Origin of the sequence: Serpentinimonas barnesii, from assembly GCF_000696225.1 — a bacterium.
In the GTDB taxonomy this organism is placed as follows: domain Bacteria; phylum Pseudomonadota; class Gammaproteobacteria; order Burkholderiales; family Burkholderiaceae_C; genus Serpentinimonas; species Serpentinimonas barnesii.
The window spans coordinates 1-25,144 of the sequence record NZ_BAWN01000012.1 but is presented as its reverse complement, the minus strand read 5'-3'; the positions used below and the strand labels follow the sequence as shown (position 1 = coordinate 25,144).

Annotated in this window: 22 protein-coding genes; all 22 read right to left on the bottom strand. The window is 63.2% G+C overall.

Annotation, left to right across the window (positions count from 1 at the left end; all coding sequences use genetic code 11):
- Positions 1-175: 175 nt before the first annotated feature.
- Positions 176-472, bottom strand: a complete 297-nt coding sequence (cas2e, locus tag SRAH_RS03850; protein ID WP_029462033.1) for a type I-E CRISPR-associated endoribonuclease Cas2e — start codon at positions 470-472, stop codon at positions 176-178.
- Complete coding sequence (cas1e, locus tag SRAH_RS03845) at positions 453-1,373, bottom strand: type I-E CRISPR-associated endonuclease Cas1e (protein ID WP_029462032.1); 921 nt, start codon at positions 1,371-1,373, stop codon at positions 453-455. The genes cas2e and cas1e overlap by 20 nt, the downstream gene beginning before the upstream one ends.
- Positions 1,374-1,378: 5 nt before the next feature.
- On the bottom strand, positions 1,379-1,741 hold the full coding sequence (locus tag SRAH_RS03840) for a DUF5615 family PIN-like protein (protein WP_029462031.1): 363 nt from the start codon (positions 1,739-1,741) through the stop codon (positions 1,379-1,381).
- Entirely contained in the window at positions 1,738-1,977 is a 240-nt protein-coding gene (locus SRAH_RS03835) for a DUF433 domain-containing protein (protein WP_029462030.1), read from the bottom strand. Before SRAH_RS03835 ends, SRAH_RS03840 begins: the two co-directional genes overlap by 4 nt.
- An 86-nt stretch (positions 1,978-2,063) precedes the next feature.
- The gene (cas6e, locus tag SRAH_RS03830) at positions 2,064-2,744 is read right to left on the bottom strand and encodes a type I-E CRISPR-associated protein Cas6/Cse3/CasE (RefSeq protein WP_029462029.1); all 681 of its coding nucleotides are present in this window, start codon (positions 2,742-2,744) and stop codon (positions 2,064-2,066) included.
- Positions 2,731-3,429, bottom strand: coding sequence for a type I-E CRISPR-associated protein Cas5/CasD (gene cas5e / locus SRAH_RS03825; RefSeq protein WP_029462028.1), 699 nt, complete (start codon positions 3,427-3,429; stop codon positions 2,731-2,733). The genes cas6e and cas5e overlap by 14 nt, the downstream gene beginning before the upstream one ends.
- A gap of 4 nt (positions 3,430-3,433) precedes the next feature.
- Positions 3,434-4,588, bottom strand: coding sequence for a type I-E CRISPR-associated protein Cas7/Cse4/CasC (gene cas7e, locus SRAH_RS03820; protein WP_029462027.1), 1,155 nt, complete (start codon positions 4,586-4,588; stop codon positions 3,434-3,436).
- On the bottom strand, positions 4,585-5,133 hold the full coding sequence (gene casB, locus SRAH_RS03815; RefSeq protein WP_029462026.1) for a type I-E CRISPR-associated protein Cse2/CasB: 549 nt from the start codon (positions 5,131-5,133) through the stop codon (positions 4,585-4,587). The genes cas7e and casB overlap by 4 nt, the downstream gene beginning before the upstream one ends.
- Complete coding sequence (gene casA / locus SRAH_RS03810) at positions 5,130-6,662, bottom strand: type I-E CRISPR-associated protein Cse1/CasA (protein ID WP_029462025.1); 1,533 nt, start codon at positions 6,660-6,662, stop codon at positions 5,130-5,132. Before casA ends, casB begins: the two co-directional genes overlap by 4 nt.
- A complete protein-coding gene (locus tag SRAH_RS03805) occupies positions 6,659-9,334 on the bottom strand; it encodes a CRISPR-associated helicase/endonuclease Cas3 (protein WP_029462024.1) in 2,676 nt (891 codons plus the stop codon). The genes casA and SRAH_RS03805 overlap by 4 nt, the downstream gene beginning before the upstream one ends.
- A 12-nt stretch (positions 9,335-9,346) precedes the next feature.
- The gene (locus tag SRAH_RS03800) at positions 9,347-10,348 is read right to left on the bottom strand and encodes a helix-turn-helix transcriptional regulator (RefSeq protein WP_029462023.1); all 1,002 of its coding nucleotides are present in this window, start codon (positions 10,346-10,348) and stop codon (positions 9,347-9,349) included.
- 50 nt (positions 10,349-10,398) lie between these two features.
- On the bottom strand, positions 10,399-11,205 hold the full coding sequence (locus SRAH_RS03795; protein ID WP_232840983.1) for a TSUP family transporter: 807 nt from the start codon (positions 11,203-11,205) through the stop codon (positions 10,399-10,401).
- 5 nt (positions 11,206-11,210) lie between these two features.
- Positions 11,211-12,383 carry an acyl-CoA dehydratase activase-related protein gene (locus SRAH_RS11945; protein ID WP_045476090.1) on the bottom strand — a complete coding sequence of 391 codons (1,173 nt, stop codon included), beginning with the start codon at positions 12,381-12,383 and terminating at the stop codon, positions 11,211-11,213.
- Complete coding sequence (locus SRAH_RS03790) at positions 12,361-14,559, bottom strand: BadF/BadG/BcrA/BcrD ATPase family protein (protein WP_045476088.1); 2,199 nt, start codon at positions 14,557-14,559, stop codon at positions 12,361-12,363. The genes SRAH_RS11945 and SRAH_RS03790 overlap by 23 nt, the downstream gene beginning before the upstream one ends.
- Positions 14,556-16,217, bottom strand: coding sequence for a hypothetical protein (locus SRAH_RS03785; RefSeq protein WP_197537847.1), 1,662 nt, complete (start codon positions 16,215-16,217; stop codon positions 14,556-14,558). The genes SRAH_RS03790 and SRAH_RS03785 overlap by 4 nt, the downstream gene beginning before the upstream one ends.
- A 272-nt stretch (positions 16,218-16,489) precedes the next feature.
- Complete coding sequence (locus SRAH_RS03780; RefSeq protein WP_029462020.1) at positions 16,490-17,665, bottom strand: acetyl-CoA C-acyltransferase; 1,176 nt, start codon at positions 17,663-17,665, stop codon at positions 16,490-16,492.
- Positions 17,666-17,696: 31 nt separating this feature from the next.
- The gene (locus tag SRAH_RS03775; RefSeq protein ID WP_029462019.1) at positions 17,697-19,811 is read right to left on the bottom strand and encodes a 3-hydroxyacyl-CoA dehydrogenase NAD-binding domain-containing protein; all 2,115 of its coding nucleotides are present in this window, start codon (positions 19,809-19,811) and stop codon (positions 17,697-17,699) included.
- A 148-nt stretch (positions 19,812-19,959) separates the two neighbouring features.
- On the bottom strand, positions 19,960-20,655 hold the full coding sequence (locus tag SRAH_RS03770; RefSeq protein WP_029462018.1) for an ABC transporter ATP-binding protein: 696 nt from the start codon (positions 20,653-20,655) through the stop codon (positions 19,960-19,962).
- Between the two features lie 18 nt (positions 20,656-20,673).
- A complete protein-coding gene (locus SRAH_RS03765; protein ID WP_029462017.1) occupies positions 20,674-21,444 on the bottom strand; it encodes an ABC transporter ATP-binding protein in 771 nt (256 codons plus the stop codon).
- Positions 21,441-22,739: a branched-chain amino acid ABC transporter permease gene (locus tag SRAH_RS03760; RefSeq protein WP_029462016.1), complete on the bottom strand. Its 1,299-nt coding sequence runs from the start codon at positions 22,737-22,739 to the stop codon at positions 21,441-21,443. The genes SRAH_RS03765 and SRAH_RS03760 overlap by 4 nt, the downstream gene beginning before the upstream one ends.
- A 13-nt stretch (positions 22,740-22,752) precedes the next feature.
- Positions 22,753-23,778 carry a branched-chain amino acid ABC transporter permease gene (locus SRAH_RS03755; protein WP_029462015.1) on the bottom strand — a complete coding sequence of 342 codons (1,026 nt, stop codon included), beginning with the start codon at positions 23,776-23,778 and terminating at the stop codon, positions 22,753-22,755.
- A 165-nt stretch (positions 23,779-23,943) separates the two neighbouring features.
- The coding region (locus tag SRAH_RS03750; protein ID WP_029462014.1) for a branched-chain amino acid ABC transporter substrate-binding protein at positions 23,944-25,144 on the bottom strand (1,201 nt) is incomplete at its 5' end.

Sequence of the window (25,144 nt, the reverse complement as noted above, 5' to 3'; positions counted from 1 at the left end):
ACTTCTTCCAACCTGTTGATTCACTGATAAAAATCAACCCCCAGAAATTCTACCGATTTTTCGGAGCGTTTCGTTGGCTGATTTATAAGGTATTTTGTGGAACAGGTGGGGGGGCTGCTCAAGGTCTAGCCCGTCTTGGAAGCGCTGCGTCTTGAGCACGTCGGCGATGCGTCGATTAAAGAGTATTTTTGTCGTCCAGCGGCAGAAAGCTTACGAGCTTTGCGCCGTCGAGCTCCACAGGGATTCTCCGATTTTTCCCCAGCGTGACGAAATCGAACCCGGCTTCGTTGTTCACCCGCCAGGCCATGACGGCGTTGCCTTCGTCCAGGCCGGCTTCGACCTGCGCCCAGATGTGTTCACGCACTTTGGCCGAGTAATTGCCCACGTATACCCCGGCACGGATTTCCAGCAGCCAGATGGCGAGCCGACCGCGCAGCCTCGGCGGGGCGTTTTCAAGCACGATGACCAGCATCGCCGATGGAGTCCGGGTTTGGGATGGCGGGGCCGACTTGTTCTTCGAAGCGTTCGGGCGGCTCGATTTCGCCGGCGGCTAGCATGTCTTCGATGCCGGGGATGATTTTTTCCAGCAGTTTCGATTCGCGGAACACGTCGCGGCAGGCAAGCCGCACTTGCTGCTCGGGGTTGTGCGGCTTACGGGCGGCAATGCGAAAAGCCAGAGGCACGACGGTGTCGAATTTATACACGTCGGCCACGTCGTAAACGAACGACAACGGCTTGCCGGTGTGAATAAAACCAATCGCGGGCGCATAGCCGGCCGCCAGCACGGCGGCCTCAGTCACGCCGTAGAGGCAGGCGGTGGCGGACGACAGGCAGCGGTTGGGCAGGTCGCTTTTGTCCCAGTCGCTGGTGTCGTAGTTGCGTGCTTTCCATTCCACCCCGTACTTGGCGGCGATGCGTTTGTAGGTTTCGCGCACGCGCGCACCTTCGATGCCGCGCAGTTGTTCGACCGAACGGCGCTGCGGCGGCTCTTCGCCGAAGCGCAGCGCATACATCTTGCGCACGACCTTGAGCCGCAGGCTGTCGTCGAGCGCAAGCCGCGCTTGATAGAGCAGCTTGTCGGAACGCGCACCGCCCGGCTGCCCAGCAGAATACAGCCGCACGCCCGCTTCGCCGATCCACACCAGCAGCGTGCCGACGCGAGCAGACAATGCACAAGCCGCGTGCGACACGCGGGTGCCGGGCTCCAGCATCAAACACACCACGCCGCCAACTGGAATGTGCGTGCGCACGCCCGTTTTATCGACCACGACAAACGCGCCGTCAAGCACGTCCAGGTTGCCGTACTCAATGTAGAGAATCGACAAACGATCCTTGATCGGGATGGGTTTGAGTGGGGGGAGCAGACCGGCCATCAGACCTATCTCGGCAAAGGGCGTAGTCGGGTGGTTTTGCTGCCGAGCGTGATGAAAAACCCCGGTTGTAGGTCAGGGTTGGCCATCAGGCTGGCCAACCATTCGGCGGGTGCATCGGCTGGAATGGGCTCCTGCCGCAGGTAAATGATCGCGGGCGGCGACGGCAGATCGTGCAAAAACACCAGTTCACCATAGTCGCGGTCGAACGTAATCAGCCAGCGTCCTAGCTCGCGCGCACGCTCAAGTACCCGTCGGTCAGACGCGCCGGGCATGTCTTCGGTCACGGCAATCACATCGAAACCCTCAGCCCGCAGGCGCTTGAGCGCTGGTGCAGGAAAGTTCTCGTTAACCAGCAGCAGCGGTTTCACGCAGCGGCCTTATGGCGGGCGATGTATTGCTCCTCCTGCATCATATCGGCCGCAAAAGCCAGCGCCGCCAGAATGTCTTGACGGGTTATGTGTGGGTAAGATTCCAGCAGTTGCTCAAACGTCCAGCCGTTTGCCAGCCAGCCGATGATCAGCTCGACGGATATTCGCGTCCCCTTGATGATCGGCTTGCCCACCAGAATTTCCGGATCGGAAACGATGCGGTCTCTCCATTCCATGATTAACTCCTTTACAACCGTGCAATGTCAGCAATTTAACCCTGGCGGCGCACCAGCAGCAAACCGCAAGCCAAGGCTTTGAAACGTCATCTTGATGTGGGTACAACGGACAACAACCCTAGCCCCATTACCTTGCCGTGACCGATCCCGGTTTCCAGTGCAGCCCTGAATCGTGCGGGGTCAGTCACCGTCAAGTTCCCCTCGAACAGCACCGAATAAATCCGGATCGCGTTGCCTTCGTGCTGGCTGCCCTTGAGCAGTTGCTGGTGCGAAACACGGACATCGGGATAGGCACGGCCTGCGGCGCTTTGCATGAAATCAAAATAATCCGGTGTGCTGGATTCCGGCAGCGCGAAGCCGTGCTGCTCACCCTTGCGTGCCAGCCAATCCCGTTGCGCGCCGGGATGAACCAGCCCCTGCCGCTTGCCCTGCACGGTCTTGCACGGGTTGGCGCGCAGGCGGAATCGGAGCATTTGCCCTGCCTGGATCGCATCGAAAGCGAGCGCCTTGCCAGGCTCGTCTTGGGCCAGCCATTCCGGCACAAGAATCCGCGACCAGTCGGGTATTTCACGGGATTGAACCAGCACGCGCGCCCGACCCTCGGCGTCGGTTTCCGGTTCCAGTCGCCACAACAGCGAACCCGGTGGGCACCGGGTTACCTCGGGGAAAAACGCGCGGCAGAGCGTTGCGTGCATTTGGTAGGGGTCGGCGAGGTCGCGGCGAGCCTCTTTGCAACGTGGGTTCAGGTGGATTCTAAAGAGGCGCATGGGCTTGCTCCTGTTGTAACGCCACCCATTCGGAACGCACGTAGCGTGCGCCGAAACGCCGCACGGCGAACGAGGACAAAGGCTGATCCATGCGTAGCGCGCCGCTGCCGTCCGCTGATTCTATCGACACCAGCAAGCGTTCCGGTGCGCTTTCCCAGCGTCGTGGCGATGAGATCCACGGTGTTGCAGCGAGCGTTTCCCGCAAAGGCGCATCGACAACACCATCATCCAGACAGACGAATTCAGACGGAACGTAGGATTTTCGTCCCAGCGCCAGCGGCCACACCGGGTTTTGCAGTGCGGCGTGCGCGACTTCGAGGAGGCTGCGATCCGCGCCTTCTAGGCCGACCAGAAACACAGCGTCGGCTAGGTAGTGGCGCTGTGAGGTCACGCCATCATCGGATAACGAACCATCTGCACGTCTCATCTTGTCAGTCGCAGCACAGCCTGCGGTTTGATAGTCGCGCTTCAACACGCCGGGGCGGTCGTGGCGCACGGCCATCGTCAGCGCCGCCAGAGACTTCAGCTCGTCATTCCACACTTCCCGGTCTATCCCCAGCGCCGCAGCCAGCAGCCCGACCACGCCAGACTTGCTGGGCTCCTTGCCGGTGTCGCGCTGGTCGAAACGGCTGGTCGTGCCCCAGGACTGCATCGGCCCCGCCAGTCGTAAAAGCAGAGTGGGCATGGCTTCAACCCCGCACAGCTTTGAGCGCTTCGTCCAGCACGTCGTCCAGAGAGTCCATGGCCATACCAAACCCGTTCAGTTCTGCACTGGCAAGGTTGAGCACCAAGGTCTGGGCCTTGCGCGGGTAAGCTTTTTCCAGCGCGCTGCCTTTCTTCGCCAGTTCCTCGGCGGATTTGCGCGTCAGCGACTCACCCGTCTTGGCGCGAACCGCCGTCTCGAAAGCATTGGCAAGGTTGCGCGGGGCGGCGTCATGGCACACCGTCACGACGACAAATTCCGGTGGGTTGTGCGCGGCGAAGCTGTTCTGTTTGCCGGTGGGTTCGGCCATGACAAAGCCTTGCAGGAAGGTGCGCAGACCCTTGGCGGCGAGGTCAATGTCGCCCTGCAGGTTTTCGACCAGCTTCGCCCAGTCAACGACGGCATAGCGGTAATAGCAGGCGGAGTTGAATTCCACCGTGCCCATCATGTCGGCCCCTGCGGTGTCCTCCGGTTTCAGGTCATCCACCGCCGTGTAGAAATCGAATTCGCGCTCGACCGCGTGGGTCGAAATCGCATGCGCGACTTGGCAGGCGGCGTTCTGGTTTTTCTCGGGCATGTCGGCCAGCATGCGGCCGAACAGCGCGAGGTCTACGGCTTTGCCGCCGTTGAACGCCGCTTCGATGCGTGCCTGAACCTCTTTTGGGGCGCTGCTGGCAGCAGCTTTTTTCGCCTTACCCTTGGGCTTTTCGGCATCGCCTTCCTCGGCGGCGACGATCTGATCCCAGAATTCGTCGATGGTCTCTGCCAGCGCCGCAATTTCACGGCGACCGAGGAACAACAGGTATTGCGTCTTGCCGCCCTCCGCTGCCTTGAGCTTGACGTAGGTCAGCGCGATTTCCGCTTTCGCCATCGTATCCGCTGCGTCGCGCTTGCCTGCCAGCGCATCAACGATGGCCTGATAGACGCGCTTGGTGCGCACCGCCAGTTCATCTGCGCTGAACACGCCTTCGCGGACTTTCTCGTCGAAAAAATGCCGCACGGCACGCTTGGCGCACTGGCTCGACACGCGCGCCCGGCGCGTGCCGCCGAAGAAGGCGTCTTTGGGCGCGCCAGTGTCATCGCGGTTGAGGTTGGACGGGGCAAAATTTTGCAGGACATGAACTTCGATCAGGGTTTTCATTCGACGGTCTCCATGGTGGTGTCGGGTTGATTCTGGAAGGCGGGAGCGAGGACGCGATAGAAATCGCGCGCCCAGTCGTTCTGGGTGCGTTTGGATTCGCTGTTCCAACGAAGCAGGTCGTCTAGCAAGGTTGCAAAATCGATGGGCCGATCGCCCAGCAAGGCGACCATCTGGCGCAGGCGGTGTGGGAGTTGATCCTCGTCGGCATCAAGCAGTGTGATGAACCGTTTCTCCGTGCTGGTGGGTTTGCTGCGTTCTTTTGCGCTCAGCTTGTCTCTACGCTCTTTGTCATGCAGCGCCACGGCCACAGGGAGTTTGATCTTTGTTTGTGGCTGGCCTTCGCGCCAATGCGCCGCCCACAGCGCGGCGACGAGGTAATGCATGTCGCGGCGCCAGCCGGATTCCTCACCTTTCAGAAAAGGCTCGACGTAGGGAAAAGCCGGAATGTGCTGACCGGTGTCGAAGGCAAGGCTGCGGCGCAATACTGCGCGAGCCTTGCTGTCTGCCTCGTTCAACTTTTCCAGCCAGGCGATGAGTCCGTTCATGTGGTTTTCTCCTGCGGGGTGCGATGTGTTTCGTACTTGCTGATTTCGTCGTTCAAAAACTTGAGCTGCTTGCTGATGGCTCCCTCGGCGCGAACCAGCGCGCGGATCGCCCAGGCATCACCGGTCGATACGCTGGCGGCGTGCTGTTCCCAGGCATCGCGCAGCGCCGTACGCACAGTTTTCAGCCAGTCGAGGCGGATGTCGTCGGCGTCACGTTCCACGGTGTAATGATGCAAGGTGTCGTGGAACGCAGCTTCGAGGCGCGACCAGTAGAAGGCACTGGCGGGCATTTGCTCGACGAACTTGCCGACGTCCTTGCCATCCGGCTCACGCTCGCCACGGCTCAAGAGGTCGCGCGCGAAGCGACGGCAGGCTTGCCACAGCGCTTTCTGCGTTTCTTCGGCATCGCCGAGCAACTGGCGGATTTCGGTGCGGATGGTGCGGTCACCGAGCAGGGCTTGCGGCAGGGCGAAACGCTCCATGCGCCAGTACTCGATCTTCGCCTTGTTATTTGACTGTCCAAGTACCATGACCGAATGCGGAAAACGCTCTCGTGCAGTGCGCGTCAAAGCAGCGACGTGCTCGATCACGCTAGGCGCAAGCCGGGTGTCGTCCGGCAGCAGCGAGTCGAAGTCGCGCCACAGACCGCGCTCCTTGAACTGGATCGGCAAACGGCCTTTTTCCTTGTCGATGCGGTAGGCGAGCATGGGGTCGAGCGCGTCTTTGGACGCGTTTTCCACGCCGGAAGCAAACGCGAGCAGGTTCACATTGCCGGTTTTTTCGCAATCCAAGCGGATCGAACGGGTACGCCAGGTGTAGCGGTCGGCGAATCCGCCGATGGTGCGTTCGACACCAGCTTTCAGACTCGCGAGCGAATCGGCGCAACGTTCCCACACAGGAAGATCGTGTGCGATCACCGCCCGGTTTTGCGGGACGAGAGACAGCAGCAGCGTGTCTTCAAGATTCCGCCCGAGCGGCAAGGCCATCGCCGCTGCCGCCGATGGTGCTGTGCCGGTGTGCGACAGCTCGCTTTTTCCCGCGCTCACCGAAAAGGTCTGCGTCGCCAGCATCCAGCGCGCCGCCAGGCCAGCCGACACGGCATCCGCACGGGTCACGTCGATGTGGTCGAACAAGACCTTGGCGTTGTCGGCGTTGTGTTCGGCGGCGAGCACCGTCCAGGCACGCGAGGTTTTCGGTTTGAAATCGGCAATCTGGAAGAAAGGATGTTTCTCGTCGAACAGCCAGAATCGAGGCCGCCACTGCTCCAGATACGCCTCGATCTTGTCCGCTGGCAGGCCGGTCTTGAACCAGCCTTTGGCCTGATCGATGTCGGTCGGCCCTTCCAGCGCGCGATAGAGCACGGCGAGCAGGAAGCGATGCAGACTCGCCACGACCAGTGGCGAGGGGTCTTCGATGACCGCGATGGCTTTCGCTCGCAGCAGGGTCTCGCGCACGCCCAGCTCTGCCCGGCTTGCGTCCGGAAAACGCACCGGAATCCAGGGTTCGTCGATCAGGTTGAAATGGCTCATTCGGCCTCCTTGTCGGTGTAAACCAATCCCAGCTCGCTAGAGAGTTGAACGCCTGGGTCGGCGATCCAACGTGATTCGGCGTCGAGCGGCAGCGGGTAGGCAGTGCGCAACAGTGCGCTTTTCCTCCAGCCTTCCGGCACACCAGCGCGTTGCAGGGGCTTGACGATGCCCTTGCGCGAGACGCTCATGGCGCGCAGGAACCAGGTTTTGGCCTGCTGGAAATCGGGCGTTGCGTCGGCGTTGAACGCGTCGGCCTCCCACAGCGGGATGACGACGACAGAATCTTCGCCAAGGCGGGTGTGTGCCATGAGCGTGCGGTGAACGCCAGACTCGTCTTCGTCGTAAAGACTGAAGCGCGCCGGGTCGTTCCACGACGCGTCGTCGGGGAAGCCGATGATAGCTTTGTTGGCTTGAAGGATATGCGCCTGCCGCTTGCCTTCGTTTTCGGTGAGCGCACGGTCGTGGCGATGCTGCAAAACATCGGGGATTTCAACCGTTTCTTCGTACACCGCCTGAACAAAGGGATCGATGACGTCGGGGAGCGTGATTTCAGGTTGGCTCCGCAGCAAGCACCAGGTGCGCAATAACACGTCCTCCCGGTACACCGCGCCCCACCACAGCGGTTTGCCGAAATGGGGCGGTGTGTCCTCGGCAAGCCCGGCGACGATGAGCGTCGGCTTTGCCAGTGGACGCGAATCGCGCCGGTGTCGCCACAGCCGACCCGCACGTTGCAGCAGCAGGTCGATGGGGGCGAGGTCGGTGGCGATGAGGTCGAAATCCAGATCGAGACTTTGCTCGGCAACCTGGGTGGCGATAAGAATCTTGCACCCCGTGCGTTCGCCGGGTTTGCCCGCATCCGGCGGGCCGAACATCGCCAGCACGGCGTCTTCGCGTTGCTGGCGTCGGACGGCGGGGAAGCGTGCGTGAAACAGGTAAACCTCGGTGCCATCGGCAAGTCGTTTGCCGATGGGCTGGCCGTCGGCGAGTACGGGTTCGCCGTCGGGATACAGTCGGTAAAGCGCCTGCGCGCGCTGCACGGTGTTGACGAGTGCGAGGGCGTAGCCTCCTTCGATGAGCTGTCTGTCGATCGCTGCGCGCAGGGCGGACAGTTCGGCGGCGACGGGCTGGATCGCAATCTGCAGGCGTCGTTCGGGGTCGGCAGCGAAAGCGAACTGGGCGAGAGTTTGACCCTGCGTGTACACGGACAGACGCGGATAGCAGGTGCCCGCTTCGGGTAGCCGCGAATGCGTCAGATCCGCCAGCTTGCGCCGGAACGCGGGCGGCAGCGTCGCCGAGAGCAGGACGACGGACGAGCCGAGCGCGAGTAGCCAGCCCAGCAGATGCAACAACAACGTGCCGGTATAGGCATCGTAGGCGTGCACTTCGTCGAACACGACCACACGATTCGCCAGACCCCACAAACGCACGAACTGGTGGCGCACCGGCAGGATGGTGAGCAGCGCCTGATCAATAGTGCCGACGCCGTATTCCGACAGCAGCGCGCGCTTCTTGTGGGTGAACCACTCGCCCGCGCGCACGTCGCCCAGCGACTGCGGGTCGTGGATGCCGGTGGGCTTCAAGCGCTTGAAGTCGTCGTTCAGCAGCGTGCCACCGTGCAGCAGTTGCAGGTCGAGCGGTCGTTCGCAGCCCTGGCTCTTCAGGAAACGCAGCGTGCGCCGGAACATGGCGTTGCCGGTCGCCTTGGTCGGCAGCGCGATATACAGGCCGCGATGCCCGAAGCGGCGTTGCAGTTCCAGATGGGCGTAGTACGCGGCTTCGGTTTTGCCCTCGCCCATCGGTGCTTCGACTAGCAGGATGGCGGGCTGGCTCAGGGTCGTGAGCGCGTCCGCCGTGGCCTGCTGCAAAGGGCGGGGTGGGAATCCGAAAATATCGTGGAAGGTTCTCGGCGAAGTAGCGAGTGGCGTGCGCGTCGCCCAGCCGATTGCATCCAGCGCCCGCGTTGCGGTCAGTGCGCGGCGGGTTTCGAACCAGGCGGGCAAGTCTTCGCAATCCTCGGGCGTGCCGAAGTGGAATTCGCCTTCGTTTGAACCGATCCAGTCAGCGAAGCTGGTCAAGCCCGCGAGCAGCATGAAATCGGGGCCGTTGAGGCTTGCCTTGGTCGGAGCGCTGCCGGGTTCAAAGACAGCCAGCAATGCCTCGAAGATGGCGCGACGGGCTTGATGCCACTCGGTCTTGCCGAGTGCCCGACGGTTGCCGGAGAGGTCGTTCAAGGCATTGGGTTTGGCGCGTTCACCATGATGGCAACCCACGGCATCGGCGATGAGTTCTGCCAGATCTTCTGGCCAGTCGAGATCACACAGCAGTTCACACACGTCGATCTGGCTGACGAATGCGTGATTGATCGTCGTATCGGGACTTGGGCCGCTATCCAGCCCCGAGAGGTTTTTCCACTTGCACTGGAAGCCGGGGCAGCCTTTGCCCAAGTCGTGACTGGCGATCAGCAGCAAAAGCCATGGTCGCGCACGCGTCCAATCCAGCCCGAGCACCGCCGCAAGCCGGTCGCGCGTGCTTTGCGGCTCACGCGCCAAGATCGCGTCGGCACAGGCGGCAACATCTAGCAAGTGGAGGACCAGCGGATGCCAACGCCCACCCTCTTTATGGCAGCTTTTTGCCCAAAGAATTGGCAGAGGTTTTTTTGAGGACGCGGTCATGCCGCCTTTATATCAGCCCCCGTTCTCAAAACCTGAGCCCTTTGCTTTTCCACGCCGATACTGGCTTGCCGCCGCATCAAGCGATTTTTTGACAGCCACCCTCAGTTCGACCGGTTCGGTCACTTCCACCTCCGCGCCGTATTTCAAAACATCCATCAGCAACTCGCGGTCGTCGGAATACGGCACGCGCAGTTCGTACCGGCCATCCGCCAACCAGCGGCTTTGTTGCTCGGGGTGCCAGATTTCTTCGGCCACCCAGCGGGCGCGTTTGGCTGTGAAGACGAGGACGGCCACAGCGCGGGGTTTCCCGGCAAAGATGCCGTAGCTGCTGCCGAGTTCGCGGTTGAGCGTGGATTCGGCGACAGTCTTGGCAGGTGTGGTGAGTGGCTCGACTTCGCGGATGCATTCGACGGCAAAGCTGCGCAGGCTTTTTTTGTCGTGGCACCAGGCGTCGAGATACCAGTTGTTGCGGTAGTGGGCGAGCCGCTGCGGAGAGATTTCGCGCGCCGTGGATTCGTCTCGTTCGCGGTTGTAATAGTCGATGCGGAGCCGATGGCGCTGCAGGACGGCGCCTGCGACGATCTGGAAGTGACGTGGGTTTTTATGCCGCACAGCCATGGCCAGCAGGCGGATGCGGCCGGCTTCGCCCAAGCTGAGGTGACGGCTGGCAAGCAACTGGTCGATGCGGGTTTGCAGGGGGCGCAGGTGGTTTTCGAGCAGGCCGGGCTCCAGGTTGGTGAGCAGGTGTTTCAGGGTGACCAGGGCGAGCAGTTCGTCGGCGGTGAACCACAGGCCAGGAAGTGCGAAGCGGCCGTCGGCTGTGTCATAACGGTACCCGCCGCGATCCTTGTCGTGGATGAGCGGGGCGTTGAGTTTGTTGCGCAGGTCGGCGATCAGCCTGGAAAGGGTGGCACGCGCGAAATCGTGCGCACCGATCAGGTCGGCACGCGCGAGGCCGGTGCGTCGCCCGTCGAGCAGGCGGTGCAGTCGGTAGAGTTCGTCGAGTTTGCTCAATGTCGGTGCGGTTTGATTCGTTCTTTTCTCTGCGCGATGTGTTGTTATCGTTATAGAAACCCCACCATCAGGCCCAAGCCAACCAGCAGCATCAGGCCGGCCACACCCACGCGCACGCTGTTCAGCGTGACCTTGGGCAGCAGCCGCTGGCCCAGGAAGGAGCCCAAGAAGGCGCACAGCACCGCCACCGCCACCGCCACCGGTGCCAGCCAGTCGTTGCTGGCGGCCCAGTGCGCACTGATCGGCCCCATGCCATAGACCAGCAGGCGCGAGACATCCACCAGCACCGCCGCGACCACTCCGGTGGCGATGAAGGCCTCTTTGGACAAGCCCGCCTTGAGCAAAAAAGCCGTGCGCAAGGCCCCTTGGTTGCCCGACAAACCCCCAAAAAAGCCCGACAGCACGCCGCCCAGCGGCATCCAGCGCGGGGCAAAAGACATGTGCTGGAAGCGTGGCCAAAACTCCAGCAAGGCAAAGGCCACGATCAAGGCCCCGATCACGAACTGGATCGGGGTGATCTCCATCTGCATCCCGACCAAGGTGTAGCGCGCCAGCACCGGCAACGCGTCGAGCCAGACCATCAAGCTGGCCCCGAGCAAGGCCGCGCCTGCAGCGGGCAGGCCGAAGCGCCACACCAGCGGCCAGTTGGCGTGGCGCTGCATGAGGCCAAACTTGAACAGGTTGTTGGCCAAATGCACCAGCGCGGTGGCCGCAATCGCCAGCGGCACCGGCAAGAACAGGGCGAACACCGGCAGCAGCAGCGTGCCCAGCCCGAAGCCGGAAAAAAAGCTCAGGCTGGCCGCCAGCAAGGCGGCTAGGCCGATGAGCGCCAAGGTGCCGAACTCCATGCCCGGCACCGCGCTCAAGCCTTGAGCAAAGGGCAGTCGGGCGGGCTGGCGGCGAGCTTTTTAGCGATGATGTCGGCCCCTTGCTTGGCCAGGTAGTGCGCCACGGTCTCAACCCGGATTTTCACCGAGCCGGCCGGTTTGGTCGAATCCAGATCCTGGAAGGAAAAGAACAGGGTGCCAGAGCGCTCAACGATCGATTGCACCGGTGAATAGGTGGGCTGGTCCATGCCGCACTCGTAGCTGGCCAGCCGCACCACGGCCGCAATCCAGGGCATGCGCGCCGCCACCTTAGCGCCCCACATGATCTCGTTGGTGTTGCCGCTGTAAGACGATTTCCAGACATCGCGGATATCCAGCGGCGAGCGGATGTGGCCCTCGGCGATGTCGGGGTCGAACATCCAGTGCAGCAAATCCGGGTCGGTGGGCAGGTACTGCGCCCACAGCACCGGGTAGCCGTGCGCCTGCAGATCGACCTCGATCTCGTGCCCGATGCCCGGGTCCATGTGGTAGGGCCGCGCCAGCACCAAGATGCAAGGGCGCTGCTCGCGTGCGCACCACTCTAAAATCTCGCGCGCCTTGGCGCGCAGGCGCTGGTTGTAGGCATTCAGGGTGCGGTAGCCCATGTCCACGGCGTGCGTGGTTTCGGCCAGCGTCAGGCCCGGTATGGCCTCGCGCATGCCCTCGTACAACTGCTTGGGCACCACCGGCGGGTCGGCCAGCGAGACAAAAGGCGTGAGGTGCAGCACCCGGGCTTCGGCAAAGGCGTCGCGCTCTTTGATGAAGCCGGCCTTGATGTTTTCCGAGGCCGCCATCACGCGCGGGCAGGTGAGCGAGGCGTCCACATGGCCGTCTAGGTAGGAGGGCACGGAGTGGATCATGGGCGAGAACAAGATGTCGATCTTGCGCTTGCTGCGCGCCAACAACTCGCCGTAATGCCCCGAGATGCACTTGACCGGGTAGCAGCAGTCCACCGTGCCGCGCCCCTTGGCGTAGGTGCGCGACTGCTCGTCCGAGGTGTCGGATGAAAACTCGATGCGCCGCGGGTCTATGCCCAGCGCCTCCAGGAAGCCAAACCAGAACTGGTGCGTGCTCCAGATGTTGAGCACACGCGGAATGCCGATGCGCAGCTTGGCGCGCGCCTGGCGTTGCTCGGCCCGCTCGGCTTCAGTCGGCGCCGACTGGAACAAGCTCCTCTTTGGCGCGTTTGAAGGCGCCTTCACGAACCAGTTCAGCAATGTTCGGGTAGGCACGTCGCGCTTCCTCCAGTTGATCTTTGACTACTTTCATTTCTTGCACGTCTTCGAGCAAGCCCTTGGGGCAGGTGTTGCCGCTGATGACGCGCTCCCAGCCCGCCTCCACCGGCACCTTGCTCCAAGGCCGTCCCGCCGCGCCGGGAATCTGCACGTCGATGAAAGTGCGACGGCAGTTCACGGGGCACCAATGGCAGACCGTGTCTTCGTTGGTGGTGGCCTTGTATTCCAGCGCCTCGATCAGATCATAGCCGCGAAATTGGGTGGTTTTGCCGCCCTTGAACCAGTCGAGGGCGCACAGCGCGGCCCCAATGGCACCGGCCTCGCCCGAGTAGGGGTGCACCACCACCTCGGCGCTGGGCACCTTGGAGTGGATGAAATCAACCTGCGCCTTGACCACCGCCAGGTTGCGGTGCGTGCCGCCTTGCAGCACAAATTTGCGCCCCACGGCGGCCAGATTCTGAATCTGCCCGGCATAGACCCAGACGTTGAGCGGCAACACCGAGGCCAGTGCGGCCATGATTTCTTCGCGGGCCCAGCCCTTGCGCTGCTGGTTCACGATGTCGGACTGCAAAAACACCCCGCAGCCCATGGCCAGCGCCGGGATTGAGCGCGCTTCGAAAGCGTTTTGGGCGTATTCATCGAGCGGGATGCGGTAGCGCTCGGCCACCCCCTGCAAAAAAGCGCCGTTGCCCGAGGAGCACTGCGAATTGAGCCGGAAATCGGCCACCGTGCCTTGGCGCAGCAGCATGATTTTCACGTCGGTTCCGCCCACGTCGCAAATCACGTCGGCGTCCGGGATGTAGTGCAGCGCGGCGGTGGCGTGCGCCACGGTCTCGACCACGGCCATGTCGGAGCCGACGATGTCTTTGAGCAAGTCTTTGCCGTAGCCGGTCAGACCCACGGCCCCGATGCGCTCAAAGCCGGCTTTGCGCACGGCGCGCATCAGGCCCTTGGCGTCTTCGATCGGGTTGCCGTTGGAGGGCACGTACTGGCTGGCCAGCACCTCACCGCTTTGCGACAGCACCACCGCCTTGGCCGTGGTGCTGCCGAAATCGCAGCCCAAAATCACGGTTTGTTGGGTATGACCCGCTGCGGCCGCCGCCTCGGCGGTGGGCATCACGCGCTGGGTTTGGCCGTAGGACTGCAAAAATTGCTCCAGCTCTTGGGCGCTGGCGGCCAAGCCCTTGGCCCCTTCGCGCGCCTTTTGCTCGTGCTGCCCGTCGCTGATCCACCACTGCAAGCGCTCGGTGCCGCTGTAAACGCCGACCGTGGCTGGCTCGCTGCGCCCGATTTCGATGCAGCCGATGCAGGCGTAGTAGAGCGCCTCGGTGGGCACCTGGATTAGGGATTCGGGGCTGACACCCTCGGGCAGCACCACGCGGCGCTCAGCCCAGAGCTTGGCCAGATGGTAGCGCCACGCCTCTTGCAAGCCTTTGAAAAACAGATTCGGCCCGCCCAGCAGCAGCACCTGTGGCGTGGGTATGTTGCCCTTGGTGAGGGTGGCCAGGTTTTGATAAACCACCGCCTCGAACAGGCTGGCGATGATCTCTTGCACCGGCACGCCGCTCTTGACCAGCGTGTTGGCATCGGTTTCGGCAAAAATGCCGCATTTTGAGCTGATTTTGTGCAAATCCAGCCCGGTGTAGCCCATCTGCGCCAGATCTTCGGGGGCTACTTTGAGCTTGCGCGCGGTTTTTTCGATGAAGGTTCCGGTGCCGCCGCTGCAAGCGGACTGCATAAAGACTTGCTTCGATTTGCCGTCGCCGCTGGGGGTAAAAAACAGGGTCTTCATGTCTTCGCCGCCGATTTCGGAGACGAAGTTGACTTCCGGGTGCAGCTTTTCTACCGCTGCCGAAACCGCCACCACTTCCTGCACGAACTTGGCCCCCAGCAAAGGGGCGATCAGCCCGGCACCCGAGCCGGTAATGAAAATGCGATCGACCCCGGCTTCGAGGCCGCATTCGGCTTCGAGGCGGCGCAAAAACTCCAGCACCTTTTCGGCCTGCTTGGTGTCGTGGCGCTGGTAGTCTTGCCACAGCACCTGGCCGCTGCCGTCTTCGAGCAGCGCCTTGACCGTGGTGGAGCCGACGTCTAGGCCTAGGCGCTTCATGCCCGCACCCCGGGCAAGCCTTTGAGGTGCGCAATGTGCAGGGCCAAGTTGGCCGCCGTACCGGCCACGCCATAGTGTGGCACCTTGTAGGTGGCGCGCGACAACTCGGGCCGCGCCGCCACTTCGGCCGCCAGTTGCGCCTCGGTCAGGCCGATGCGTTGCAACACCGATTCAAACTCGCGCACGGCGCGCTTTTTGGCCTCGGTCAGGATCATCTGGCAACGCGACAGCGCGTGCACCTCGGCGTCGCCCTTGATCTCGATCGGCGCGTAGAGCAAGTCAGGGTATTTTCCCTGCACCGCCGCCATGGCCCCAATGCTCATGGTGTTGGGCATGCAGGCGTAGGGCGAGAGCTCGCACGTCATGTGCGCCTTTTTGTGCAGGTGCGACCACAGGGCTTTGCCGATCAGCATATCGCCCTCGCCCCCACTGAGCTGCTTATGGTAATAAGGGGCGGCCAAATCGCGCAGCACGTTTTGCTCGGGTAAGGCGTGCGGCACGTCACCCAAGGCATGGCGCATGCGGTTGTAGGTCCAGCGCAGCAGGCGCTCGATGGCGGCGTAGGTGGCGTCTTGGCGCCGCGCCCCGGCTTCGATGCCGATGCGCTCTTGGGTTTTCTGGCGCCCGTGGCGCAGCAGGTATTCGAGCCAGACCACCACCGGGGCCGGATAGACCTCGGCCCCTTCGCCTTCCAGCCAACTGTGGATGTTGTAGTTGGGGTCGCCCTCGACCGTTTGCAGGTAGAACTCGCCAGTGATTTTGACCAGCGGCTTGACGCGCAGCCGATCGACCTCGATCGCATCGAAGCGCCGCCGCACCTCGCGCAGCGCGTTGATGAAGTACGGGGTGGCGAAGTGCCAGACCAAGGGGCCCCATTTTTTGCCTTGGGCGGGCCGCTGGCGCATGGTTTCGTACAAATACTCGACCGCTTCGCGCGCCACGCGGGTGGTTTCGCCGGGGTTTTTCTCGTAGGGGCGCACCTGGTACTCCAAGTCTTGCACCACATCGGCCAGCAGCACGCCCCACACCGCCCCCAGGGTGAAGGCCGGGCTGAGATCGAGCCCGCCGCCGTGCGCAGGGCCCTGGTCGACCTTGGTTTGTTCCAGCAAGAAAAAGCGGAACGAATCCAGCCCGACGTTGCGCAGCGCCAGCTCGTAGCTCTGGTGGTACTGGCCAAAACGGCAGGCGCCACAGGCTCCGGCAGTGATGTAGATGTATTCTTGGTTGACGCGCTCGACCCCGATGCGCTCACGTTCGCGGCTTAAAAAGTTGGTCAGGTTGCCGGTGACGAAGCTGGTCGGGCAGCACTGGCCGATGTCGGCCACTTCGCGCCCGGTGAGCAAGTCGGCGCGGGTTGCGTTGGGCAATACCTGCACCCGGTAGCCCAGGTTTTCCATCGCGCCCTGCATCAGGCGCTCGGCGCGCCAGTGCAGACCACCAAAGAGGATCGTGACCTTGTCGCGCTCCTCGCGCTTGAAAGGCCGGGGCTGGTAGGAACGGTAGTGGCCGGTGGGCTTGGGGCTGGCACCTGTGGGGGCGTGGCTGGGCAGAGGCGGTAGCCCGACCGGAGCGCGTGCCGCCGGTGCCGTGAGGGTGTCGGTGACGACCCGTATTTTTTGCAGCGCGGCCAGGCCGCGCGATGCTTCGCTGATGCTCATGCCCACTCCTCTCGTAATGCGTTGAACCGAAACGACCACCTGCACACAAAATGATGCGATACATCTATTTTGCAACCTGCAACCCCGTTTAGGCGCTAAGCCGTAAAAAAACCGAGGTTAAAGCCTGCAACAGGCATCGACAGGGGTCTGACACAAGGCTGCGCATTGGCCAAGCAAGGCCCCTGCGCAGCAATGCCATTTGATAAGGTTCGAGCCGAGCTCGTGGCCAAGGGTTCCGGGATTTTGCCGAAAAGGCAAAGTCCAATGCAAGCTCAAAGCACCTCGAACACTCCGGCCGCGCCCATGCCGCCGCCGATGCACATGGTCACGCAGACCCGCTTGGCCCCGCGCCGGCGGCCCTCGATCAGGGCGTGGCCGGTGAGGCGCTGACCAGACACGCCGTAAGGGTGGCCGAGCGCGATCGCGCCGCCGTTGACGTTGAGCCGCTCGTTGGGGATGCCGAGCCGGTCGCGGCAGTACAGCACCTGCACCGCAAAAGCCTCGTTGAGCTCCCACAGGTCGATGTCATCGACCGTTAAGCCCAGCTTGGCCAGCACCTTGGGCACGGCAAACACCGGGCCGATGCCCATTTCGTCGGGCTCGCAACCGGCCACGGCAAAGCCAAGAAAGCGCCCCAGCGGCTGCAAGCCGAGCTTTTGCACCTGCGCTTCGTGCATCACCACACAGGCCCCGGCGCCATCGCTGAACTGGCTGGCATTGCCTGCGGACACCACACCACCCGGCAGCGCCGGCTTGATGCCGCTGATGCCCTCGCGCGTGGTGCCTGCGCGCAAGCCTTCGTCTTGGCTCACGGTGAGGGTGCGGGTGATCAGGCCCAGGGTTTTGTCGGCCACACCGGCGCGCACCTCGATGGGGGCAATTTCGTCGGCAAAGCGGCCCGCCTCTTGCGCGGCGCAGGCTTTTTGCTGGCTTGCGGCACCGTATTCGTCCATCGCCTCGCGCCCAATCTGGTAGCGCTGCGCCACTTGCTCGGCGGTTTGCAGCATGGTCCAGTAGATGGCGGGTTTGGCTTTTTTGAGCGCGGGGTCGATCAGCATGTGCTGGTTCATCTCTTGCTGCACGCACGAGATGCTCTCGACCCCGCCCGCCACATAGACCTCGCCTTCGCCCGCAATGATGCGCTGCGCCGCCAGCGCAATGGTTTGCAGGCCCGAGGAGCAAAAGCGGTTCACGGTCAGGCCGCAGGTTGTCACCGGGCAGCCACCAGCGAGCGCAATCTGGCGCGCGATGTTCATGCCGGTGGCCCCTTCGGGGTTGGCACAGCCCATGATCACGTCTTCGACCGTGGCCGGGTCGATGCCGGCGCGCGCTATGGCGTGGCGCACCGCGTGGCCGCCGAGTGTGGCCCCGTGCGTGAGGTTGAAAGACCCTTTCCAGCTTTTGGCCAGCGGGGTGCGTGCAGTGGATACGATGAGGGCTTGGCTCATGGGTGTGATGCTCCGGGTTCGGTGAAGGCGCTTAGCCGGTAAACGTGCGGCCTTCGGCGAGCAAGCGCTCGATCAAGGGGGCGGGTTGCCAAAAGCTGGCGTCGTCGTGCGGGTTGCGGGCAAAGCCGCGCATGGCCTGCGCCACGTTGAATAGGCCAAACTGGTCGGCGTAGTGCATCGGGCCGCCGCGCCAGACTGGAAAGCCGTAGCCGGTGAGGTACACCATGTCGATGTCGCCGGCCTTGGCGGCGATGCCCTCTTGCAGCAGGTGCGCGCCTTCGTTGACCAAGGCAAACACCATGCGCTGCACGATTTCTTCGTCGCTGATGGCACGCGGCTGCAAGCCGAGCTGCTGGCGGTTTTGCTCGATCAGTTGCTGCACCAGCGGGCTGGGGATGGGGTCGCGCTTGCCGGGGGCGTAGTCGTACCAGCCGGCACCGGTCTTTTGGCCAAAACGCCCCTGCTCGCACAGCAGGTCGGCGGTTTTGCTGTAGCGCACCTCGGGTTTTTCCACGTAGCGGCGCTTGCGGATGGCCCAGCCGATGTCGTTGCCGGCCAGATCGCCGACCCGAAACGGCCCCATGGCAAAACCAAACTGCTCCAGCGCCCGGTCCACTTGCTGCGGCGTGCAGCCCTCATCGAGCAGGAAACCGGCCTGGCGCACGTACTGCTCCAGCATGCGGTTGCCGATGAAGCCGTCGCACACGCCCGAAACGACGCAGGTTTTCTTGATCGTCTTGCCCAGCGCCATGACGGTGGCCAGCACCTCGGGGGCGGTTTGTGCACCGCGCACCACTTCGAGCAACTTCATCACGTTGGCGGGGCTAAAAAAGTGCAGCCCGACCACGTCCTGCGGCCGCTGGGTAAAGCCCGCGATGCGGTTGAGGTCCAGCGTCGAGGTGTTGGAGGCCAGTATGGCACCGGGCTTCATCACCGCGTCGAGCTGTTTGAACACCTGCTCCTTGACGCCCATGTCTTCGAACACGGCCTCGATCACCAGATCGGCCTCGGCCAGATCGGCGTAGCTCAGGGTGCTGCGCAGCAAGCCCATGCGCTGCTCGAGTTTGTCCTGCTTAAGCTTGCCCTTGGTGACCTGGGCCTGGTAGTTTTTGCGGATGGTGGCCAGCCCGCGATCGAGCGCGGCCTGCTGCTGCTCCAGCAGCACCACGGGAATGCCGGCGTTGAGGAAGTTCATGGCGATGCCGCCGCCCATGGTGCCCGCGCCAATGATGGCCACCGAGCGGATGGGGCGCGTCGGGGTGTCGGGCGGCACGTCGGCAATCTTGCTGGCGGCGCGCTCGGCCTGGAACACGTGGCGCAGGGCCATGCTCTCGGGCGTGCTCATCAGGTCGATGAAAATTTGGCGCTCTTGCGCCAGCCCGTCTTCAAATTTTTTCTGTGTCGCCAGTTGCACCGCGTCAATGCACTTGATGGGGGCCGGGTAGCGCGGTGCCATGCCCTTGGCCATGTTGCGGGCAAACTGGAAATAGGCGTCGCCCTGGGGGTGCTTGCACGGCAGATCGCGCACCCGTGGCAGCGCGGTGCCGTCGGCGTGCTTGTGCGCCAGCTCGCGCGCCAGCGCCAGCGCTTCGTCGAGCAGCGTGGCCTCGGAAGCGGCGATGCGGTCGAACAGCTTCTGGCCCGGTATTTGGGCCAGCATTTCGCTGGGCACCGGCTCGCCGCTGACGATCATGTTCAGCGCCGGCTCCACGCCCAAGGCGCGTGGCAGGCGCTGGGTACCACCGGCACCGGGTATGAGGCCGAGCTTGACTTCGGGCAGCGCCATGCGGGTGCCGGGAGCGGCGATGCGGTAGTGGCAGCCCAGCGCCAGCTCCAGCCCGCCACCCATGCAAATGCCGTGCATGGCCGCCAGCACCGGCTTCGGCGAAGCCTCGCAAGCGCGGATCAGGCCGAGCAGATTGGGCTCTTGGTAGGCCTTGGGGGTGCCGAACTCCTTGATGTCGGCCCCGCTGGAAAACAGCTTGCCCGCCCCGGCGATGACGATGGCGCGCACCGCCGGGTCGTCCTGCGCCCGTTGCAGCGCTTGCACCGCAGCGCGGCGGGTGCTCAGGCCCATGCCGTTCATGGGCGGGTTGTCGAGCGTGATCACGGCCACCTCGCCGTGGGTTTGGTAGTGGGCGGTCATGCGGTCTCCTGATGTGGGTTGCGGGGCAGCCAAGGGCAGTGGCGGGCGGCTAAGGGCGGCAAAATAGCACGACCGTTCGCTCTGGCGGGATTTTACAAAGCCCGTTGGGCGCCACCCAGCGCGGGCTGTCGCCTGTTTGTCTAGCGGCTCAAACTTCCAGCCACTCGCGCCGGATGTAGCGGTTTTCTTGCAGCGCGGCCGGGGTGTCGTCAAACACAATGCTGCCGTGCCCCATCACCAGCGCACGGTCCGATATTTGCAGCGCAATGGTGAGCTTTTGCTCGATCAACAGCACCGAGATGCCCCTGGCCTTGAGGGCCTGCAAAAAGGCCGCCACCTGCTCGACGATCTTGGGCGCCAGGCCCTCGGTCGGCTCGTCGATGATGATCAGATCTGGGTCGCCCATCAGGGTGCGGCACAGGGTGAGCATTTGCTGCTCACCACCCGAGAGCACCCCGGCCTCGGTGTGCTCGCGCTCTTTGAGGCGCGGGAACATGGAATACATGTCGTCAAAGCCCCAGCGTGAGTTTTTTTGACCGCCCTTTTGGCCCAGCAGCAGGTTTTGCTGCACCGTGAGCTTGGGGAAAATGTCGCGGCTCTCGGGCACGTAGCCTATCCCCAGGTGCGCCACCTCGAAGGGTTTGCGCCCAGTGATGCGCTGGCCCTTCCAGACGATGCTGCCCTCGGTGTCCACCAGCCCCATGATGGCCTTGGCCGTGGTCGAGCGCCCGGAGCCGTTGCGCCCCAGCAGGGCAACGATCTCGCCCGCCGCCACCTTGAACGCCACCCCGTGCAGGATGTGGCTTTTGCCATAAAAGGCGTGCAAATTGTCGATTTCAAGCATGTTTGCTTTCTGCTGCACTCAATGCGCTTCGGCCAGCACCGAGCCCAGGTAGGCCTCTTGCACCCGGGCGTTGGCGCGCACCGCCTCCGGGGTGTCGAAGGCGATCAGCTCGCCATACACCAGCACCGCGATCTTGTCGGCCAAGCCGAACACCACGCCCATGTCGTGCTCCACCGTGAGCAGGGTCTTGCCCACCGTGACTTCGCGGATTAGGTCGATGAAGCGCTTGGTCTCGCTCTTGCTCATGCCGGCCGTGGGCTCGTCGAGCAGCAGCACCCCGGCCCCGCCGGCGATGGTGACGCCGATCTCGAGCGCGCGCTGCTCGGCGTAGGTCAGGTTCATGGCCAGCGTATCGCGTTTTTTCTCCAGCCGCATCTGGTGCAGCAGCTCATCGACGCGCTCGATCACGTCTTCGAGGTCGGCCAAAAACTTGAGGAAGGAGTAGCGGTAGCCCATGCTCCAGAGCACCGCGCAGCGCAGGTTTTCGAACACGCTCAGTTTGGGGAACAGGTTGGTGATCTGGAAGCTGCGGCTCAGGCCCATGCGGTTGATGGCGTAGGCCGGCTTGCCGTCGATGCGCTGGCCATTGAGCCAGATTTCGCCGCTGCTGGGGCCAAAACGCCCGCTCATCAGGTTGAACAGGGTCGATTTGCCAGCACCATTGGGGCCGATGATGGCCACCCGCTCCCCGGCTGCCACGGCCAGATCGACGCCGCGTATGATTTCTGCCTTGCCAAAGCGCTTGCACACGCCTTTGAGCTCGATGGCGTAGGGGACGGCGCTGCTCATGTGGTCTCCCGGCGTTTGATTTCTTTTTCGATGTCGGTCTGGATCTCGGCCCACTGGCGGCTGAAGCTGCGCCGGCACAACTCGAACAAGCCAAAACTGGTCAGCGCCACGAAAACGGCCCCAAACCAGACATCAAGGTCGAGCGTGTTGAGCGACATGCCCAAAAACGGCACCTCGTCGCCCATGGCAGTGCCCAGTTGCAGGTGATAAATCATTTCGATCAGCGCCCCCAGGCTGGCCAGCAGCGCCAGCGCCGTCACCCCCAGCCCAAGGTAGCTGGCCCAGAGCTCGCGCAGCCGCCCAAACAGCGCCAGCCGCAGGTTCATCATGATCAGCCCGGCGATGCCGCCCGGCGCGTACATCACCATGAACACAAAGATCAGGCCAAGGTAGAGCATCCAAGCCTTGGTGATTTCGGAGAACATCACAAAGGCCAGAACCATCAGAATGCCGCCGATGATGGGGCCAAAGAAGAAGGTGACGCCGCCCAGAAAGGCAAACAGCAGGTAGGAGCCGGAGCGGATCGGGCCCACCACCTCGGAGGTGACGATCTCGAACAGCACCGCCGCCATGCCGCCCGCGATGCCGGCAAAAAAACCGGCCAGCATGAACACCAGGTAGCGCACCGTTTGCGGGTCGTAGCCAATGAACTCGACCCGCTCCGGGTTGTCGCGCACCGCGTTGATGATGCGCCCCAGCGGCGTGCGGGTGTAGGCAAACATCAGCGCCACGCACAAAAAGGTGTAAAACGCGATCAGGTAATAGACCTCGATGCCCGGCCCGAAGCTGATGCCCAGAAACGGCTCGCCGATGACGCGGTTGGCGGAAACCCCGGCCTCGCCGCCAAAAAAGACGAAAAACACCATGGAGGCGATGAAGATCAGTTCGCCCACCCCGAGCGTGATCATGGCAAAGGCGGTGCCGGCTTTTTTGGTCGTCACGTAGCCAAACAAGGCCGCAAAGAACAGCCCCGCCAAGCCGCCGATCAGGGGGATGAGCGCCACCGCTGGCACCGGCAAACCGGCCTCGCCCAGCAGCAGCAGCGCGTGTATGGCCACGTAGGAGCCCAAGCCCGCATAGACGGCGTGGCCGAAGCTGAGCATGCCGCCCTGCCCCAGCAGCATGTTGAACGACAGGCAGGCGACGATGGCGATGCCCATCTGCGCCATCATGCTGATGGCAAAGCTGCTATCGAACACCTGCGGCGCCAGCAGCAGCAGCAAGGCAAAGAGCGACCAGATAAACCAGCGCCCGACGTTGATGGGCCTGAATTGGTAGTATTTTGTAGCGGTCATGGGGTGCTGCCTTTTAATGGTCGCGGTTGCCAAGCAAACCGTGCGGCCGGAAAATCAGCACCAGCACCAGCAGCAAAAAGGGCAGCAGCGGCGCCGCCTTGGAGACCGTGAAGCGCATCAGCTCGTGCGCCTGCGCCTCGGCCGACAGCGCCACCCCCAGCCCCATCAGCAGGCTGCCAATCGACTGGTCGATCGCCACCGCAAAGGTCTGCATGACGCCGATCAGCAGCGAAGCCAGAAACGCCCCCGCCAGCGAGCCCAAGCCGCCCACCACCACCACCACGAACACGATCGCCCCCAGCGTGAGCGCCATCGCCGGTTCGGTGACAAAGGTGCTGCCGCCCATCACACCCGCCAGCCCGGCCAGCCCGGTGCCGGCGCCAAACACCAGCATGAACACGCGCGGCACGTTGTGGCCCAGCGCCTCCACCATTTCCGGGTGCTTCAAAGCCGCCTGGATCACCAGCCCAACCCGGGTGCGCGTGATCAGCAGCCAGAGCGAGAGCAGCATCAGCAACGCCATGCCCATGATGAAGGCCCGCGTGGCCGGAAACTGCGAGCAGATTGCCGTGCCCAGCGGCGTGCACAGATCGAGCGCGGCGCGGCCCCAGACGAAGCCCAAGCTGCCGTCGGGCTGCGAGAGCAACGTGAAAGCCGAGCCCTGCAACAGCTCGGGCGGCCGGAAATCGAGCGCGATGCGGCCCCAGATCAGTTGCACCAGCTCCAAAATGATGTAAGACAGGCCAAAGGTCACCATCAGCTCTGGCACGTGCCCGTATTTGTGCACCTTGCGCAGGCTGAATTTTTCGAACCCGGCGCCCATTAGCCCCACCAGCAGCGGCACCAGCAGCAGCGCAAACCAAAACCCGACCACCTGCGAGACCGCAAAACCCAGGTAGGCTCCGACCATATAAAAGCTGGCGTGGGCAAAGTTGAGCACGCCCATCATGCTAAAGATCAGCGTCAGGCCCGAACTGAGCATGAACAGCAGCAGCCCAAAGCTGATGCCGTTGAGCAGGGAGATGATGAAAAACTCCATCGGCGTCTCTTTTTAGGTGTCAGGGGCAGATAGCGGGCGGCGGCGCATGGCCGGCGGCTTGCAGCACCGCTTTGCGCTCACTGGATGGCGTTGGCTTTAAGGCCCCCGGCACACCCTGCGACCGATGGGGCGCAAGGGGGTGTGCGGGCAGGCACGATGAGGCTGTCAGGTCGGCGCGGCCGGGCGCTGCATATTGCAGCTCGTCGGCGTGCTGGCCACGAAGGCCTCGAACGTGCGCACCAGCGCCAGCGTCATGCCCGTGTTTTCCGGGCTGTAGGGGTGGCGCGCATCGACGCGCTGCCAACGCGTGAGGTACAGCGGCTGCTGCAACTGGTGGTCGGCGCGGCGCATTTCGACCGGGCCGCTGAAGCTGTTGAAGCGCAGCCCCGAGAGCGCATGCGCCACCCGCACCGGGTCGGTGGAGCGGGCGTTGGCCATGGCCTGCCCCAGTGCGTTGTAGATGTGGATGAGCGAGCCGGTGTAGAAATCGTCGTTAAAGCGCTGGCGAAACTCGTTCATCCAGACCTGCATCTGCCCACCCATGTTGTAGTGGTTGTAGGCGATCTGGTACACACGGCCTTCGGACGCGGTGCCCAGCGCCGTTGGGGTTCCGGTGACGCCGGCGTAGTAGGTGAAAAAGCGGCCGCGGTAGCCGGCGTCGTTGGCAGCGCGGATGAGCAGTGTGAGGTCGGAGCCCCAGTTGCCGGTGATCACCGAATCGGCCCCAGAGGCCATGATCTTGGCCACGTAGGGGGCAAAGTCGCGCACCTGGGCCAGTGGGTGCAGGTCTTCTCCCACGATCTGGATGTCGGGCCGCTTGCGTGTCAGCATTTCGCGCGCAAAGCGCGCCACCTGGTGCCCGTGGGCGTAGTTCTGGTTAATCAGGAACACGCGCCGGATGGTGGGCTCGCCCCGGATGTAGGTGGTCAGGGCCTCCATTTTCATGGAGGTGTCGGCATCGAAGCGGAAGTGCCAGAAGCTGCAACGCGAGTTGGTGAGGTCGGGGTCCACCGCCGAGTGGTTCAAAAACACCACCTCGCGACCTGGGTTGCGGCTGTTGTGGCGGTTCACGGCGTCGATGATGGCCCCGGCAATGCCCGAGCTGTTGCCTTGCGAGATGAAACGGATGCCGCGGTCGATCGCGGCCTGCATGGCGGTGAGGGTTTCGGCCGGGCTGAGCTTGTTGTCAAAGCCCGTGACTTCGAAACGCACCCCAGCCGGGTTGCCGGCACCGCTGAACTTCTCGGCAAAAAACTGCGCGCTGCGCAACTGGTTGATGCCCACCGGCCCCATCAGGCCTGACTGTGGGTCGATCAGGGCGATGCGCACCGTCTCGCCGCGTTGCGCCCAAGCCGGTACGGCGGGC